The organism is Mesorhizobium sp. M0816 (assembly GCF_040320005.1).
Lineage (GTDB): Bacteria > Pseudomonadota > Alphaproteobacteria > Rhizobiales > Rhizobiaceae > Mesorhizobium.
This window is the reverse complement of record NZ_JAMYOT010000064.1, coordinates 1-15,628: the sequence shown is the minus strand read 5'-3', so window position 1 is coordinate 15,628 and position 15,628 is coordinate 1. Positions and strand designations below refer to the sequence as shown.

Annotated in this window: 17 protein-coding genes and 1 pseudogene; 6 read left to right on the top strand and 12 right to left on the bottom strand. The window is 57.5% G+C overall.

The features are described from left to right. Positions 1-74 precede the first annotated feature (74 nt). The 6 genes from NKI17_RS36005 to gspG all read left to right on the top strand — a co-directional run bounded on the left by NKI17_RS36005 (position 75) and on the right by gspG (position 6,272). Positions 75-1,052: a transglutaminase family protein gene (locus NKI17_RS36005; RefSeq protein WP_352907860.1), complete on the top strand. Its 978-nt coding sequence runs from the start codon at positions 75-77 to the stop codon at positions 1,050-1,052. Positions 1,053-1,091: 39 nt separating this feature from the next. Further along, positions 1,092-1,934: an RHS repeat-associated core domain-containing protein gene (locus NKI17_RS36000; protein ID WP_352907859.1), complete on the top strand. Its 843-nt coding sequence runs from the start codon at positions 1,092-1,094 to the stop codon at positions 1,932-1,934. Between the two features lie 41 nt (positions 1,935-1,975). Next, positions 1,976-2,608, top strand: coding sequence for a hypothetical protein (locus tag NKI17_RS35995; RefSeq protein WP_352907858.1), 633 nt, complete (start codon positions 1,976-1,978; stop codon positions 2,606-2,608). Between the two features lie 585 nt (positions 2,609-3,193). Beyond that, entirely contained in the window at positions 3,194-5,320 is a 2,127-nt protein-coding gene (gene gspD / locus NKI17_RS35990) for a type II secretion system secretin GspD (RefSeq protein ID WP_352907857.1), read from the top strand. Beyond that, positions 5,320-5,817, top strand: coding sequence for a prepilin peptidase (locus NKI17_RS35985; RefSeq protein ID WP_352907856.1), 498 nt, complete (start codon positions 5,320-5,322; stop codon positions 5,815-5,817). Before gspD ends, NKI17_RS35985 begins: the two co-directional genes overlap by 1 nt. Further along, the gene (gspG, locus tag NKI17_RS35980) at positions 5,814-6,272 is read left to right on the top strand and encodes a type II secretion system major pseudopilin GspG (protein WP_352907855.1); all 459 of its coding nucleotides are present in this window, start codon (positions 5,814-5,816) and stop codon (positions 6,270-6,272) included. Before NKI17_RS35985 ends, gspG begins: the two co-directional genes overlap by 4 nt. Positions 6,273-6,295: 23 nt before the next feature. Here the strand turns inward: gspG and NKI17_RS35975 are convergent, their stop codons facing one another. From NKI17_RS35975 to NKI17_RS35920, 12 genes and pseudogenes are all read right to left on the bottom strand, one after another. Beyond that, on the bottom strand, positions 6,296-7,015 hold the full coding sequence (locus NKI17_RS35975) for a type II secretion system protein GspJ (RefSeq protein ID WP_352907854.1): 720 nt from the start codon (positions 7,013-7,015) through the stop codon (positions 6,296-6,298). Further along, the gene (locus tag NKI17_RS35970; protein ID WP_352750623.1) at positions 7,012-7,395 is read right to left on the bottom strand and encodes a PulJ/GspJ family protein; all 384 of its coding nucleotides are present in this window, start codon (positions 7,393-7,395) and stop codon (positions 7,012-7,014) included. The genes NKI17_RS35975 and NKI17_RS35970 overlap by 4 nt, the downstream gene beginning before the upstream one ends. Continuing rightward, the gene (locus tag NKI17_RS35965; protein WP_352907861.1) at positions 7,392-7,712 is read right to left on the bottom strand and encodes a GspH/FimT family pseudopilin; all 321 of its coding nucleotides are present in this window, start codon (positions 7,710-7,712) and stop codon (positions 7,392-7,394) included. Before NKI17_RS35965 ends, NKI17_RS35970 begins: the two co-directional genes overlap by 4 nt. 48 nt (positions 7,713-7,760) lie before the next feature. After that, a pseudogene (locus NKI17_RS35960) lies at positions 7,761-7,865 on the bottom strand (prepilin-type N-terminal cleavage/methylation domain-containing protein); the annotation flags it as partial. Continuing rightward, positions 7,862-9,079, bottom strand: coding sequence for a type II secretion system F family protein (locus NKI17_RS35955; RefSeq protein WP_352907853.1), 1,218 nt, complete (start codon positions 9,077-9,079; stop codon positions 7,862-7,864). The gene NKI17_RS35955 and the pseudogene NKI17_RS35960, both read right to left, overlap by 4 nt. Next, positions 9,079-10,722 carry a GspE/PulE family protein gene (locus NKI17_RS35950; protein WP_352907852.1) on the bottom strand — a complete coding sequence of 548 codons (1,644 nt, stop codon included), beginning with the start codon at positions 10,720-10,722 and terminating at the stop codon, positions 9,079-9,081. Before NKI17_RS35950 ends, NKI17_RS35955 begins: the two co-directional genes overlap by 1 nt. Then, on the bottom strand, positions 10,719-11,630 hold the full coding sequence (locus NKI17_RS35945; protein ID WP_352907851.1) for a hypothetical protein: 912 nt from the start codon (positions 11,628-11,630) through the stop codon (positions 10,719-10,721). The genes NKI17_RS35950 and NKI17_RS35945 overlap by 4 nt, the downstream gene beginning before the upstream one ends. Further along, complete coding sequence (locus tag NKI17_RS35940; RefSeq protein WP_352907850.1) at positions 11,627-12,136, bottom strand: hypothetical protein; 510 nt, start codon at positions 12,134-12,136, stop codon at positions 11,627-11,629. Before NKI17_RS35940 ends, NKI17_RS35945 begins: the two co-directional genes overlap by 4 nt. A gap of 32 nt (positions 12,137-12,168) precedes the next feature. After that, positions 12,169-12,774 (bottom strand): type II secretion system protein GspM, encoded by a 606-nt coding sequence (gspM, locus tag NKI17_RS35935; RefSeq protein ID WP_352907849.1) that lies wholly within the window; start codon positions 12,772-12,774, stop codon positions 12,169-12,171. Between the two features lie 2 nt (positions 12,775-12,776). Beyond that, complete coding sequence (locus NKI17_RS35930) at positions 12,777-13,826, bottom strand: PilN domain-containing protein (protein ID WP_352907847.1); 1,050 nt, start codon at positions 13,824-13,826, stop codon at positions 12,777-12,779. Positions 13,827-14,247: 421 nt separating this feature from the next. Beyond that, the gene (locus NKI17_RS35925; protein WP_352907846.1) at positions 14,248-14,886 is read right to left on the bottom strand and encodes a hypothetical protein; all 639 of its coding nucleotides are present in this window, start codon (positions 14,884-14,886) and stop codon (positions 14,248-14,250) included. 12 nt (positions 14,887-14,898) lie between these two features. Further along, positions 14,899-15,628, bottom strand: a 730-nt coding sequence (locus NKI17_RS35920) for an RHS repeat-associated core domain-containing protein (protein WP_352907845.1), incomplete at its 5' end; no start/stop codon positions are given.

The window sequence follows — 15,628 nt, the reverse complement described above, 5'->3', positions numbered from 1 at the left end:
TGTTCCCAGAGATCCAGGGGATTCAGACGCCAAGAACAAGCCTTCGCCATAATGGGCAACATCGAGGAAGTGCGATGATTACCCACATGGCAGTCAAGCTGGCTTCAATTCTGCTTTTTGTGCTGGCGGCAACCAGCCTGTGCAGAGCTGAAGACATTGACAGATCGAACCCAGCTGCCTTCGCCCGAACATTGATCAACTCGCCCGACGAGCAGGCGGATTTTGCTCGCGCAAAGCTCGCGGTCGACAAGTTCGTTGATCCGTCAATCAACGAAGTGGCCGCTCTCGGCGAGACCGACGCAATGGTCGTCACTGTCAACAAGATGCTCAGCAGTCTGCCTCCTGAAGCGGCTTCCACCAGCATGGAGAGGATGAAGGCGCTCCGCACCTTTCTCTACGAGGGTGGCTGGTGGAATAATGGCCGGCCGTTTGAATATGATCTTTCAGATCCCTACGGCCAGAAACCCGGCTCGCAGTCGCTTTCCAATTATCTTGCGACCAGGAAGGGCAATTGCGTCTCCATGCCGACCTTGTTCCTCATTCTGGGCAAGCGGCTCGGGCTCAATGTGACGCTGTCGACAGCGCCGCTGCACGTCTTCGTTAAATACACTGACGACGAGACGGGCTTGACCTGGAATCTCGAGACAACCAGCGGCGCTGGATTTACGCGTGATGCGTGGTATCAGCAAAAAGTGCCGATGACGAACGAGGCGATTGCCAATGGCGTTTACCTCAAGACGCTCTCGCAGCGCGAGGCACTGTCGATCATCGCAACGCCGATCCTCGATGATCTCCTTGCAACCGGGCGCTATGACGACGCGATCGCTGTCGCCGATGTTCTGATAGAAGCCTATCCGGCCAATGCCTATACATTGGTGAAGAAGGGCACGGCCTATTACCGGCTGCTCGATACTAACATCGTCCAGAAATACCCGAAGCAGACCGACATTCCGGCCGATCGCATCGTCTATGCCAACGATCTCTATCGGGCCAATCGCGAAGCCTTCGCCAAGGCCGAAGCACTCGGCTGGCGCGAGCCGAAGCTGAATTAGGCACCGACACAGTGATTGATGAACACGGGGAAATTTAGCATGACGAGATCAATCGGCAACCGGATTGCTCAACGTATATTGGCGGTGATGTTAGCCATCTCTATGATGACGTCGGGCACCGCCGGAGCTTATGCGTCGGCATATGGTTCGCGCCTACCGCAGCTGCTGAGCGCGCGCTCAAATGTTCAGCTCGTTCGCTTCATCTCGCCCGACGATTGGGATCCGACCAAACTAGGAGTCGGTACTAACCGATATGCCTACGCCCAAAACGATCCGGTGAACAAAAGCGATCCGAATGGGCATAACGCTGCCGTCTGGGGAGGTCGAATTGCACTTGGGGTGGCCTGTGCGGCTGGGGGGTGCGAAGCCCTTGCAGCGATTGCCGTGGCTGTAGCCGTCGTAGGAGCGGTAGGTGTCGTAGGCTATGGCATCTATGGTATGATAAGCGAGGAGGAACCTGACGAGAACGCCCCTCCAGCAGGATTTCCGGAGGTCGAAAAAGCGTTAAACCAGGGGACTACTCCAGCCAAACAGAATAAGGGTTCAGTAAAACAGAAAGCCGTTGAGGAATCCCAAGCCGCCAAAAATCTCGACGCAGTTAAAGCCCTTCCTGGAGCTGATCCAAAGACAAATAAAGACGGTGTCACCGTTACGTCATTTCCGGATGGAACAAGAGTCGTTAGCTATCCTGAACGAACGTCGACAAAGAACCCTGGAATAGAATTGCAGCATCCGGATGACAGGAAAAAGAACCAGAAATTCGATGTTCAGCCGGACCAGACGCAAGGCGAGGAAAGCTCAAATAGTGACGAGACCAATGATGGCACTGAAACCAATGGCTCCGACTCTTCCAGCAGCCAAACCACGACGCAAACGCCATAGGTCAGATTTCGTAGCTCGACTTCTGAAACCGGATGCATCAAATGACTAGCGCTCGTTTTCAACTCAAACAAATCTTAGATGGATTGCGGCCTCTATCCGCCCAAGAAAGAGAGGCCGCGCGCAGCTTGTTGCTCCGGAAAATCGAGCTCGTGGAGATGGGCGATGATATTGTTCCCGATCGGAAGCTTTATGCTCCCAAGGCAAATATCGAAGCTCGGTTGCTTGAAGGGTGCTTGGGGGTTCAAGGGCCAACCAATGGCACATGGACGGAAGAGATGTTCGATGCCTTTTTTCGCAAGCATTTCGTTGGAGGGTGTTATCTCTGGGTGGAATCTTTGGCCGAGCGTAGTCCGGAGCCGGTTTTTTGGGCGCCATACAGTCCAGAACGCCGAGATTGGCTATACGTCTATGCTAGTGAGCTAGGTATGCGGCCATGCGGGATGATGCGAGCGGATGGCCGCCTTGCAATTTGCGCCGATTTGGACTGCGACTTCACCTTCGTATTTGGCGAATTCGCTCTTATCGAGATTTTCGATAAAGCTTTTGGTGGGCGGAAAAAGCTTTGTGAGGAATTTCTTGATTTCTTGGAAACAAATGAAGTGGACCTTGGGAAAGGAAATATCTATGAGTTCATGAAAGTATTCTTGCCAAAAATTATCGGCTGTGCGCGATAACTGCATCGACCGACTCGGTCCAAGGCTACAACTGTGTCACTGCCCAACGGTTGGTTCGGACACCGCCGTCACCCCATAGTGCTTGCCTATGGACAGTCTCAATTGCCGCAAGCAATTTCAGCGGCCATGCGTAAGAAGCTTAGAACCGGGCCGACTTCGATCAAGAGTATTCGTGTTGTTGTGTGTGAGGCGGCGGACAGCTGGTCGTGGCGACACTCAACGCGCATTTCTGGTTTTCTCGACTGGTGGCTCGATGAGCGGCGGAAAGTTTGGGCCAGATTGTTCCGAAGCAAAAGCGCTCATCTACCAGCGACTGGATCGCCAGTGTGGGTGGCTGCGGAATCCGCTTGCGGGACTCCAATGCGCCCTATTTCAATAGCGCGCCCGAATTCCAATCCGTCCCCCTTGATGCTCAATCCGTCTGCGGACGAGATTTTCGCACCTCTCGCCGTCGACTAAAACCCTTACCAATGCCGGCGTCGAAATCATCGTCACCTACCCTGTGGATAGATTCGGAATAACGCCAGCAATTCCAGCGCTCGTCCCCAACAAGCCCTAGACTAAAAAGCTAGGGGAATCGGGCGGATGTCGATCAATCTGAGTAATTGCGTCGTGTTGTGCATGCTGCTCGCATGCGCAGGCTGCACCTCGCCATCGGGCAAGGATTTTTTCACCGAGACTGTCGACAGCCTCCATGCGAAAAGCTCGCCATTGCGGGCGGGTTATAACGCTTCTCATCCCCTAACTGCGGCAGGTGAAGCCCAGCGTTTTTCTGGTGCGCAGTATGAGGGCTCGGGCAATTTTGTGTCGTCTGGCGCGCCAATCGCCCAAGTGACGGCCGATGGTTCCGGCCAATTCGAGCTCAATCTGGTCAACGCACCTATCGCACAAGCAGCAAAGGCCGTGCTTGGCGACGCGCTCCACCTCAACTACATCGTCGATCCGCGCGTGCAGGGCACAGTGACGCTGCAGACGTCACAACCTGTGTCGCAGGATGCGCTGGTCGATATCCTGGAATCCGCACTTGCCGTAAACAATGCCGGTATCACCAAGCGCGCAGGCACGTACCAGATCGTGCCGCTTTCCGACATCATGTCCAGCACGCCGTCGGTCAGCGTGCCGTCGGTCTCGCCTTCCGGCCCCGGCATCAAGGTGCAGGTGTTGCAGTTGCAATATATCGCAGCCGAAGAAATGAAGACTATACTGGAGCCGATCACCCGGCAAGGCTCGGTGCTCAGGGTCGATTCCACCCGCAACCTGATCACCGTCGCCGGCAACAACAGCGATCTCGATGCCATTCGCGAAGCGGTTTCGGTGTTCGACGTCGACTGGATGCGGGGCATGTCGGTCGCGCTCCATCCTCTGAAAACCTCAAAGCCGGAAGCCGTTGCCTCTGAGCTCGATTCGATCTTCGGCACCAAGAACGGCCCTGGCGCCAAGATCATCCAATTCATTCCCAACGACAGGCTGAATTCGGTGCTGGTGATCACCTCGCGCCCGGCCTATCTCAGCCGCGCTGCGGTGTGGATCGGCAAGCTCGACAAGCTGGCCGAGACCAACGAGGACCAGCTTTTCGTCTATGAGATTCAGAACCGCCCGGCCAAGGAACTCGCCGCGGTGTTGAGCTCGGTTCTGGGCACGTCGGTCGAGACAGAGGGAGAAACGGCCGGCGCGAACGTGTCGCCCGACATGACGCCGATCGCTTTGCAATCCGATGGCGTGACGCCTGTGCCATTGACCGGGCCGTCGCCTTCACTGGCTTTGGCGCCGGACGGACAGTCGCCCACCCATGCCAAGGTCGTTGCCGATGTCGAGAACAATGCGCTGCTGATCCAGACCACGGCACGAGACTATGATCGCATCCAGCACATATTAGCGAAGCTCGACGTTTTGCCGACGCAAGTGATGCTGGAGGCGGTGATTGCCGAAGTGACGCTGAACGACGAGCTGAAATTCGGGCTTCGCTGGTTCTTCGAAAACAATGGTATGAAGATCTCGCTGTCCGACGTGGCCAGCGGTTTCACCGGCGCGACCTTTCCCGGTTTTGGCTGGACCTACGCGACCGACAACATCCAGGTCACGCTGAACGCACTCGCCAGCATCACCGATGTCAATGTGATATCGGCGCCGACCATCATGGCGCTCAACAATCAGAAGGCAATCCTGCAGGTTGGCGACCAGGTGCCGATCATCACGCAGCAGGCTGTGGGAACATCGACCGCTGACGCGCCGATCGTCAATTCGGTCGAGATGAAGGATACCGGTGTCATACTCACGGTCACGCCGCGCATCAACAATGCTGGCCGTGTCATGCTCGATATCAGCCAAGAGGTCAGCAACGTTACCAAGACGACCAGCTCCGGCATCGATTCGCCAACCATCCAGCAGCGCAAGATCCAGACCCGCGTGCTAGTCAATGACGGCGAGAGCCTGGCGCTCGGCGGCCTTATTCAGGAACGCAACAATGTCGATCGCGGCCAGGTGCCGATCCTCGGCGACATCCCGATCATCGGCAACGCCTTCAAGCACAAGAGCGACAGCGTCGGGCGGACCGAGCTGATCATCTTCATTCGACCGCGCGTTATCCGCGACATTAGCGAGGCGCGCCAGGTCACGGATGAATTCCGCGGCAAGATCAGCCTGCAGACGCCGATCCAGCAGCGCCGCGGCGGAACCCCTCTGCAACAGAATCTCAAACGACTGAAATACTGATGAGCGCCCACTTGTCTCTCGTGCTGATTGCGACGATCGCGCTGGCGGCAATCCTTTTCGCCATTTCAGTCGCGGATTTTCGACGGCTGATTATTCCCGATGAATTCAATCTGGCGTTGGCCGGCACGGGCCTTGGCTTCCAAGCTGCGACACAACCAGATCAAGTCCCGAGCCAAGTCCTGTTCGCTGTTGGAACCTTGTCCGCTGTCTGGCTCATCCGGCATGGTCATTTCGCAATTACCGGCCGGATCGGTCTTGGGCTCGGCGACGTCAAAATGCTTGCCGCCGCCGCATGCTGGATCAACCCGCTGCTGCTGCCGATCTTGCTGTTCATAGCAAGCGCAAGCGCGCTGCTGTTCATCTGTGGTCAGGTGGTCGCGGTGGGTCCAGCGGCCGCGCGGGTGCGCGTCCCCTTCGGTCCGTTCATCGCTGCGGGCCTCGGCTGCACCTGGGCGCTGGAACAATTTGCAGGTTGGAACATGGGATCACTCCAATGACTTCTCTCCGTTTCATTCGACCAAGCAGAAAACACCGCCGTGAAAGCGAAAATCATGAAAGCGGCTTTACGCTGGTCGAGCTTCTGGTGGTACTTGCCATCATCGCCTTGATCGCCACGCTCGCTGCCCCGCAGGTCCTGCGCTATCTCGGCTCGGCCAGGACCAACGCGGCCAAAGCGCAAATCCGCAACATCGAAAGCGCCCTCGAACTCTACTATGTTGATAACGCCAAATATCCGACTTCGGAGGAAGGCCTCTCTGCGCTGGTGACGGCGCCTGCCGGTGAAGAGCGCTGGAACGGGCCGTACCTCAAGGGGACCACCGGGCTGAACGATCCCTGGGGGAAACCTTATGCCTACGAGGTGAAGGCCGATGCGAGCGGTGTGATGATCCGCACCTTCGGCCGCGACAGCAAGCCGGACGGCAGCGGCGAAGATCAGGACATTACCAACTGATCAAGCGTTAGGATGGGAGATCGTCAGTTCCTGGGCTGTGCTTGGCGATCTGCCAACTCGAGGCGCGCAAAGCCTGCGGATGAGTAGGCTGCGCCGTCCCGATCGACCGAGATTGTGAACCGCACAGCGGCCGGCAGGCGCCGCTGGGCGCTCCAGCTGTCCGACCACAGAGATGCTCCTGGCGAGCCGTCGAGATACTCGAATTTTATGGCGGTCACACCAGCAATCAGTCGAACTGATTGGTTTTCTGTTGATCTGCTGCTGTCGCTACCGCGCCGTGGTTTTTGGTCGATGGTCAGGATGTCTTCAGCTTCGCTTCCAAGGGAAACGGTGATCTCCCGCAGTGCCGAGGATCTGAAGCCGATCGCCTGAACGCCGTTGAATTCGATTCGGCCCGGTTCACCGCTGAGATAGATCACATGCTCCGGCGACGATTTTGACAACGGCAGCGGCTCTGCACGGCTGATTGCGGTTTCGAGAAACCGCGAGGCAGCATCGACCTCCATCTGCATCTCGGTTGCCTTCTCGATGCGCATCATCGTGCGGGCTTGTCCGAGAAAGACAATCATCAGCGAGGAAATCACGCCGACCAGGGCAAGCCCAACGAGCACGTCGATCAGCGCAAAACCCTCGACCGACGCCGATGACGCGCGAGTTCCACCCAGGCGGCACCATTCGAAGCTGGGCTTGAGGACGGGAAACCCTGGGAGCCACTGTCCGCAACTACCCGATGAGCGGCTCATTGAGAGTTCGTATCCTGGACGGGAACAAACGTCAGAAACGGCTCGCCACGCCCGGCACCAGCGGCGCCGGTTCTCTCAATGATAATCGCTGTTAGTTTCGCCTTCGATATCTCAATCGTGCGGGTTTTCAGGCTCCAGCCGGGCTGCGCGGCATCGGAGGCGGTTGAATTCGATCCGCGACCAGCTTGGTGATCGGCCAGCATCTCGCGAACCGCGCGAGCGGCTTCGACCTGTGCCTTGGCAACCGCGATGCTGCGGCTCGCCATCACGATCGACTGGCTTGCTATGCCAAGCACAAGCGCCAGGATCGTCATCGCGACGATCATCTCCAGGATCGAAAAACCGTCTGCATCGGAATCTGGGACTGCCTGCGAGATCATGGCAGTGTCCGCCGCGTCGCAAGCCCGGTCAGCCAGTTCACCTCGATGCGTACCGTCTGGCTTTTGCGTTGCAGATCGATGTCCAGCCCGGAAGCGCTGCCGTCCGGCAGGAATGTCAAGGTCGCCTGCCGTTCCGCGGCGACAGTTTCCAGCCCTGTCGTCACAGTCACTTCCACGTCTTCGGGCAGGACGAGCGTGTCTCGATCATCGAAGCGGATCGCGCCGGCACGAGGATCGATGACTATCTGTTTCGGCCTGGCCGTGGCGATTGCAGACGTGCGTGACAGGCGCAGTCGCGTGGTGATCTCGCTCGTCAAGCTTTCCAGGTTCCTGGTTCGATAATTTCTGGCGATGCCCGGAGCTGCAATGGCCGCGACGACAGCCATGATTGCCAGGACGACTAACATCTCGACCAGAGTGAAACCGGCCGTCGCGTTTTCTCGTTGACAGGAGGGAGGTGCGTCCGTCATTTCAGGGCCAGATCGTTGATGCTGAGGATCGTCGTCATCACCGAAATGACCAGGCTCCCCACCAGAAAACCAAGCGAAATCGTCAAAGCCGGCGTCAGCAGTTTCAGCATGGTGTCGATCCGCCGGGTCAGCGTGGCCTGGAGCATCTTTCCGGCACGATCCAGCACAACGGGAAGCGCGTTGGCGTCTTCGCCGAGCGAGATCAGCGACATCGTCGCGTTGTCGAAGATGCCAGCCTTGACGATCGCACTGTGAAGGCGGGCGCCATTGGCCACGTCATCTTCGATCGCGGTAAAACTTGCCCGTAGTGAACTCTGCCGGGAGACATTCGCCGACAGGCCAAGCGCTTCGGTCATTGCCACCCCATTGCCGAGCAGCAGGGACAAAGTCTCAAGATAGCGGGCGATCACCGTGTCCTTGACCAGCGGGCCGACCAACGGAAGTCTCAGCAGCCAGCGCGAGAACAACGCCTTCGCTCCCGCCGACCTCGAAAGAAAGAGATACAAGAGCAGAGCGATGGTTGCCGCGAGCGGGAACACGAAGGGATAGTCGGTGAAGACCGTGCCGAGCACGGAAAGCAGCTTCATGGTGAAGGGTTTTGCCGCCGACGAGCCTTCGAAAATCGGCTCCAGCGCGGGCACGAGCACCGTCGCCAGAATGACGAGCGCCCCGCTCATGACGACCAGCAGAAAGGCGGGATAGGTCAGCGCTTCCACAATGGCTGCACGACGCTTTGCCTTTGCTTCGAATGTATCGGCCAGCCTTTGGCAGATGAACGCCATCTTGCCGCTGCGTTCGCCGCTGGCGAGCAGGGCCGCCACGTCGGATGTGATCCCCGGCAGGCTGGCAAAGGCTTCGGCAATCGGGCGGCCGCCGGTCGTGAGGTCGAGCACGGACTGCAACTGCTGGCGCCGCGTATGATTACCTTCGCCTGAAATCACCGCGCTCAGGGCGCGGTCGACGGTGAAACCGGCGTTCAACAGCACCGAAAGCTCGGAAAATAGGCGGCTGAGATCGACCCGTCGCATAAACGTTAGCGCACCGCGTCCAGGCAGTCGAACGAGTTGCTTTGTGCCGTCCACGGGAGCGAGATGATAGGACCGGCGCCCCTGTTGCGCCAATTTGCGGGCAGCATCCTGCTTGGTCGACGCGTCGAGGACGCCGGTTTCCCTGCTGCCATCGACAAGATAGGCGCGATACGCAAAGGCCGGCATCAACCGCCTCCGTTGAGGTCGATGACGCGCCGGACTTCTTCCATTGTCGTCACCTGCGACTGCGCGAGCGCCTTTGCATGGAGCACCATCGGGACGAGATCGTCTTCCGCTGCAACCCTGCCGATCTCCATTTCGCCGGCACCCTGGTTGATAAGCTCGGCGATACGCGGCGACACCTGCAGCATTTCGTAAGTGACGGTGCGCCCGCTGTAGCCGGAACCATTGCAGCTTCGGCAGGTCGAGCCGGTTTGATCCGTCTCACGGCAAGTCGGGCAGACGCGCCGCAACAGCCTTTGCGCAATGACGCCTCGGATCGTCGCCCCGAGCAGATAGCCGTCGATGCCCATGTCGCGAAGGCGCGTCAGTGCTCCGGCCGCACTGTTGGTGTGCAGTGTTGAAAATACCAAGTGGCCGGTCAAAGCCGCCTGGACCGCGACTTGCGCCGTCTCGCGGTCGCGAATTTCGCCAAGCAGGATGATGTCGGGATCCTGCCGCAGGATCGAACGGAGCGCTGAGGCAAAATCGAGGTCGATCGCCGGATTGACCTGCAACTGCGTGATGCCCGCCATCCGGTACTCGACCGGATCCTCGACCGTGAAAATTTTCACATCTGGCCGCGAGCGCTCGGAAAGGATCGAATAGAGTGTCGTCGTCTTGCCGCTGCCGGTCGGCCCGGTGATCAGCACGATGCCGTTGGCGGCTTGCGACATGCTTCTGATCTTGGCCTGTGCGGCATCGTCGAAGCCGAGTTTTCCCAGCCGCAACTCGACGCCGGCGCGGTCGAGAATCCTGAGCACGATGGCTTCGCCGTGAATGGACGGAATCACCGAGACGCGAAGGTCGATATCCCGGCCACGCACCGCAATGCGCATCCGTCCGTCCTGCGGCAGCCGCCGCTCGGCGATGTTGAGCCGCGACAGGATTTTTATGCGCGTCGAAATGCCGGACAGCATCGCGGCCGGTGCCGTATCGACGGTGGACAGCATGCCGTCATGCCTGAAGCGGATCCGGACATGATCCTCGAGCGGTTCGATATGGATATCGGTTGCTCTCGCATCGACCGCCTTGTGGATGGTGTCGGCGACAAAGCGGACGATCGGCGCCTCGCGGGCAAAGTCCTTCAGTCGTTCCAGGTCGTCGGGACCGAAATCCGACGAGGTGGCACTGTCTGCATCAGATGACACAGCTCCCCTGGCGGACTGCTCGATCCGGTCGATGCATTCGATAATCGTGCGCCTTGGCAATACTCTCAGCGCCGGTGTCCGCTCATAGTGAAAGGCCAGCGCATCGATCATAGCCGACGAGAACGGATCGGCGACGGCGACAACTAGCCGCTCGGCGTCCATGTCCAGGGGAAGAATGGCATTGTCACGCAGGTAGATCAGTGGAACGCCTGAGAACAGCTCTGGATTGAACTGCTCCGGAATATCGACAGGTGACGGCAGGTTCATGAAACGGCTGAGATTGGCGGCAAGTTCTTGTTCGCCAATCAGCCCGAGTTCGGTCATCACCGTGTCGAACGGATGCCCCGAAGTCTTCGATGCTCCCAGGGCGCGCTGAGCCGCGTGCGCGCTCAGCACTTTCTCGCTTTCGAGAAAAGCAAGAAACGCCTCGACGCCGGAGCTCCGCGCGGCCGCATTCATGACGCCCATCCCCTCAGGATCTGCGCTACCTCAGGCCCGAAAAGCGCGTCGCAGTTTTCAGAGAATGTCGTGGCCGCAAGCTTTGTTATGTCCGCCGCGGGACTTCGTGAAAGACGTCGAAAGCCTGCCGCACTGGCGGGGTATTTCTCGATGATAAATCCGACTTGGCCTGCAATTCCCGATCCATCTCGCCTCGCTGTGACTTCGACGGAATAGGTTGAGCCCTCGCTTGCCCCTTCCGTCGTTGAAGCGCCGCTCCCGGACGCATCTGCGAGGACAGTTCGGAGGCGGCTCGGAGCAAGGTCGAGGCTAAGCGTGCCGCGCTTCGAAAAGACCGTGAAGACATCATGGAGATCATGCAATGGCGTCGAAGCTAGTGCCGAAAACTCCTGCAATTCGGACACCGATTCGAATGGCGCCTGCTTGTTTTGAGGCGGCCCCACGGAGGATGCGGGTTCGGCCTGCGCGGCGAAAGCATTCGTGCTGCCCCGAAACTGGATAGCCGCCTCGGCCAATTCTTCGGACGTCTGCCGATCGAAACCAAGCGATGCAAAGCCCAGCGACAGCAGATGGGCATCCGCGGCATTGAGATCGATCAGCCCGCTATGGTCCTGTATCCGCACATCGAAGGTGAATTCCCCCGACCGGCAGGCAATCGGCGTGGCGTCCAGCCGCAGCTTTTCTGTCCCCGAGCCATTGGCCAATTCACTCGAAACCACATTGGCCAGGCCTTCGGCAAGCAGCGACAGACGCTCCTGCTCGACCTCATTGTTGGCGATCATCAACTTTGTTTTTGCCGTCACGGCAAAGGGAACGATGATAGCTGATACGATCAGCATGAAGACCAGCACAGCAACGAGCGAAAACCCCGCGCTTCCATTTTCGCCTTCAGAGCGCTCCTCGGTCACTGGCCAGCACTCCCGGTCGACTGGTCATCCTGCGCTGCGGGATAGAGCGAGATGCGGGTGATCTTGCCGTCCCGCTCCAGTACGGCTTGATCTTTGTTGACCGTCGAAACGGTCCAGCCATCGACAGTCTCGCCATTGCCGTACCAAGAAGCGCTTTCGGCTCCCGCGATCTGCAGCAACGCCTTGGCCGACCCGCCGTGGATGCTGATCCCTAGCAGTGACGGCGCAACTGCCGGCGCAACGTTCTGCGCGGCCGGCTGCTCGACGGCCACGGAGGCGACTTCGACTGGCTGCGACGCGACCGGTTCGGGTACGAATTTTCTGCGCGTTGGGCTGAAAAGAGGCCGCTCAAAAGTTTCGGTGAAATCACCTGCCTCCGGAATCTGGAGTGATCCCGGCGAGCCCGGTGCCACCCCTCCATCGCGCGCCTTAGCGGATAGGGTCGGTGCGGTGTCGACGGGCGTCTCGTAGAGCACCAAATTGACCGCAACGAGGCCTGCAATCATCGCCGCCAGGGCTAGTGCTACAAATTTTCCAGTCATGGTTTTGCCCCGCCAGACGACGACGCCACCTTTGACTGCAATGGCCCATAGAACAGAATCTCGGCAAAAAGCTCCGAGTCCGCCGTTCGGCCGGCCGCCGGTCCGACATTCGTCGTCCGCAAGGTGGCCTCGCGAATGAACAGGACCGGAAGCGAGGTTTCGATCGCGAGGATGGCATTGTGCACGCCTTCCAGAGGCCCTGAAAAATTTGCCCTCAACCCAATAAAGTCCACGCCTGCTTCGGTGAGAGCCGGCGCATTGCCGACCGACAGCACGGTGACGCCATTCGAAGCCGCAATCGCATTCAGCCGGGTCTGAAGCCCACCGCGAATGACCGCTTCGCTTTCCCCTGTCAAAAACTCGGCAGTCGCACCAACGGCTGGATCGGATGCCGCCGCACTGTTGAGACGTTTTGCCAGTGCTGCCACGGCCTGCAATTGGCCCAGCATTTCACGCTTTTCCTCAATCCCGGCTTTTGCCACAGCGACGCTCTCAAATGCCATGAAAACTACCCAGCCTGTGACGCAGGCCACGGCAGTTGCGATAGCGAGCGCGATCAGGCGGCGTACCGTGGGGCGTGCGTTGAGGATGGTGGAGAGCATTATCAAAGCGCCCCGATTTTTGCCGTGATGGTGAAGCGCTCGCCATCCTGGCCGGGAATCTTGACAACGGGCGCCGCGAATTCGGGCGCTGAAAACCGCGGCGATGCATCCAGCGGCTCGATCAGTTCCGCAGCGGAGGTTGAAAACCCGGTGATGGTCAACTCGCCGCCTTTCGACGACAGGTCGGTCAGCCAAGCCGTGTCGGGAAGCAGGTGGGTCAGTTCTGCCCAGACGCGAACCAGCGAGGCAGATGTCTTTTTCTCGTTTCGGATTTTTTCGACCTGTTCGATGCTTGCCTGTCGTTTCTGCAGCGACGATCGCGCTGCCTTGGCCAGGATTTGCGCGTCGGCGATTTGCGCGTCCAGCTCCGAGCCGGCCTGCCAATAACGCCATTGCGCATGGCCAAAGGTGAAAAGTGCTGTGCCAAGCATTACTGAACACGCCGCCGTCCAGGCGATCCTCGCGCGACGGTCGCGTTTTGTCGCTGGCCAAACGGCAGCCAGGCTTACCTGGTCGGCCTGTCGCGTCTGGTCTGCATCGGCCACAGACAGTGAGCCGACGGTTCCGCCGGCAAGGCGAACAGCTTCCAGAACGGCCGCTAGCGTCTTGGTCTTCACGACGTGGTAGGAACAGTGCTGATCAGAGTGTTCCGCAAAGACAATATGCACCTGCGCCGGGTCGATCGGTGTCGAGGCCAGCAGGTCGAGCTCGGCCATACTTCTCGCTTGCCGAAGTGGCAGTCGTCTCTTCGCCAGTTGCCGTGTCAGAAACAACCCCGGTTGGATCTGGATTTCGAACGTCGGCCGTTTGCGCTGAACCGCGGTCTGTAACAGCTCGGAAATCTTATCTGCCGAAGCATTTGGCGGCAAAGGAATCGATTGAAACTCGGGCGCATTTGTCTCGCGCACGCGGATGCCGTCATCCGCGACGCTGACGATCCAGTTGCTTGTGGAAGACAGCTTCTGCTTGGGCACTACCCGCGCCCAGACAGCTCGCAGCTCATCGAGCCACCAGTCGAAAAAATCCAGGAATTGCCCGTTGAATGCTGCCAAGACCAGTCGCCCGCCACCCCGACTGATTCTCGGCCGAGGTTTTCAGACCAAGATTACAGTTAGTGGTGTGAAGTGGATATCGGCGAGAGCGCGGATGGCAGATTAGCCACAGCTTTGTGGCCGCGATCTCAGGTGCCGATCGTTGATTGACGATTGGTGATGCGCCGATCTTCTAGGATTCCGTAGGTGATCTTCATCGGTGGCAACGACGCACGAAGCGCTTGCAAAACATGTCCGGCGCGTGGAAAATCCTGCACAAATGAACTTTGGCGACCGCGTCGCCATGTAGTCTATCCTCGGAACGACGGTTGTGCGAACGCGACAAAAGTGACCGAAATTGCGAAATTCTCTCCAATTCCTGTCATACAATAGCGGCCACTAAGTAATGACCAGCATCATAACTACGATCTGTGAATGGCAACTAACGACCTTGTGTACTGGCCCGATAATCCAACAACGCTTGCATTTCTACGATCTCTTCCCCGTATTGTCCCGTGACCTTAAAGGTGTTGGTGTCAAGATCAACCAGACTCTTCAGGAACAAAATGGTGGGCCGCGCGTGCCCAATTGGGACTAAACCTAAAAGCCTTATCGCATAGAGCGAATTCGCATACCCACCCCCTTCTTGGGCCAAAGACATTTTCAATTCTTCCTGCAACTTTTCAATACCGCCGTAAATGCCAACATAAGAGTCCGTAAGCGATCGAGTTATTGGAATAAAATTTTTCGTTCTCTCGTCAAATTGCAATGGAGTCGCAAGATTCTTATCAATCAATCTCGCCCATATGAAAAGGTAAAGTGCACCAGTATCCTCAGTAAATTCTTCACCTTTCGCATTCCAGTCTATGAACTCCTTCGCAGTTTGCGAGGTTACTCGTGAGATACATTTCTCCTCAACTGCTCGCCAACTGAACGGCCAATTGCCGCCAAAGATTCCATTGGAACAGTTCAGTATCTCAGGAATTGATGGCACAGTACCGTTGGCCTGAATCTGGGCCGATCCTCCGAAAAACCAAATTGCGAAAAATCCAACAATTTGCAATGCTCTTTTGAAACGCATGATGTCAACTCCTCACGGACCAATTGGAAAATCATTTACCTGTAAACTCGCACTACTGACCTTGTTCGGGCCGATCCCATTCATAAGCGAGTTATAGTCTTTAGTGTTCGCCACCAAACAACCCAGTGATATCCCTCCTTCACCAGTTGTGGGACTCCTCCCTGGATGAATGGTCCGCCCAGATACTAACGATCCATCAGCTTCCAACGTCGTGCCAGGAACACCAGTGTTATTAATTTGGTATTGCCCCTGATGCTTATTCACGTCCATGCTAGAATTGCCACTTATCAAGGAGCCAATCATCTGCTTTATTCCAGAAAATCCAGTCTTTACAGTAATATGCGGTCTAGCAGTTAAATTGTATTTACCAGGCGCAATTACATTAACGTCAAAAGTGGTCGTCGTGTTAAATTGTCCAGTGACATGTTTGGTGCCAAACTTTGAACCATAAGTTGCTACAAAATTGAAGCCTTTCTTACTGTTAGTTGGATAGACATTGAGTAGTCCAATTTTGGCATCGGGATCAGCGTTGAGCTTATCTCTTATTTCTTTTTCAGCTTTCTGGCGTTCGTTTTCCTTCGTGCTTTCCCTTCCATTAATGTTGTCAGGCGTGCCGCCGGGATCTTGTGATCCATAGGAGTGCCCATTCGCATCACTCTGGTTCACCGGATCATTTCCGGCATAGGCATACCGGTTTGTCCCAACCCCCGCCAGCGTCGGGTCCCACTCATCGGGCGAGATG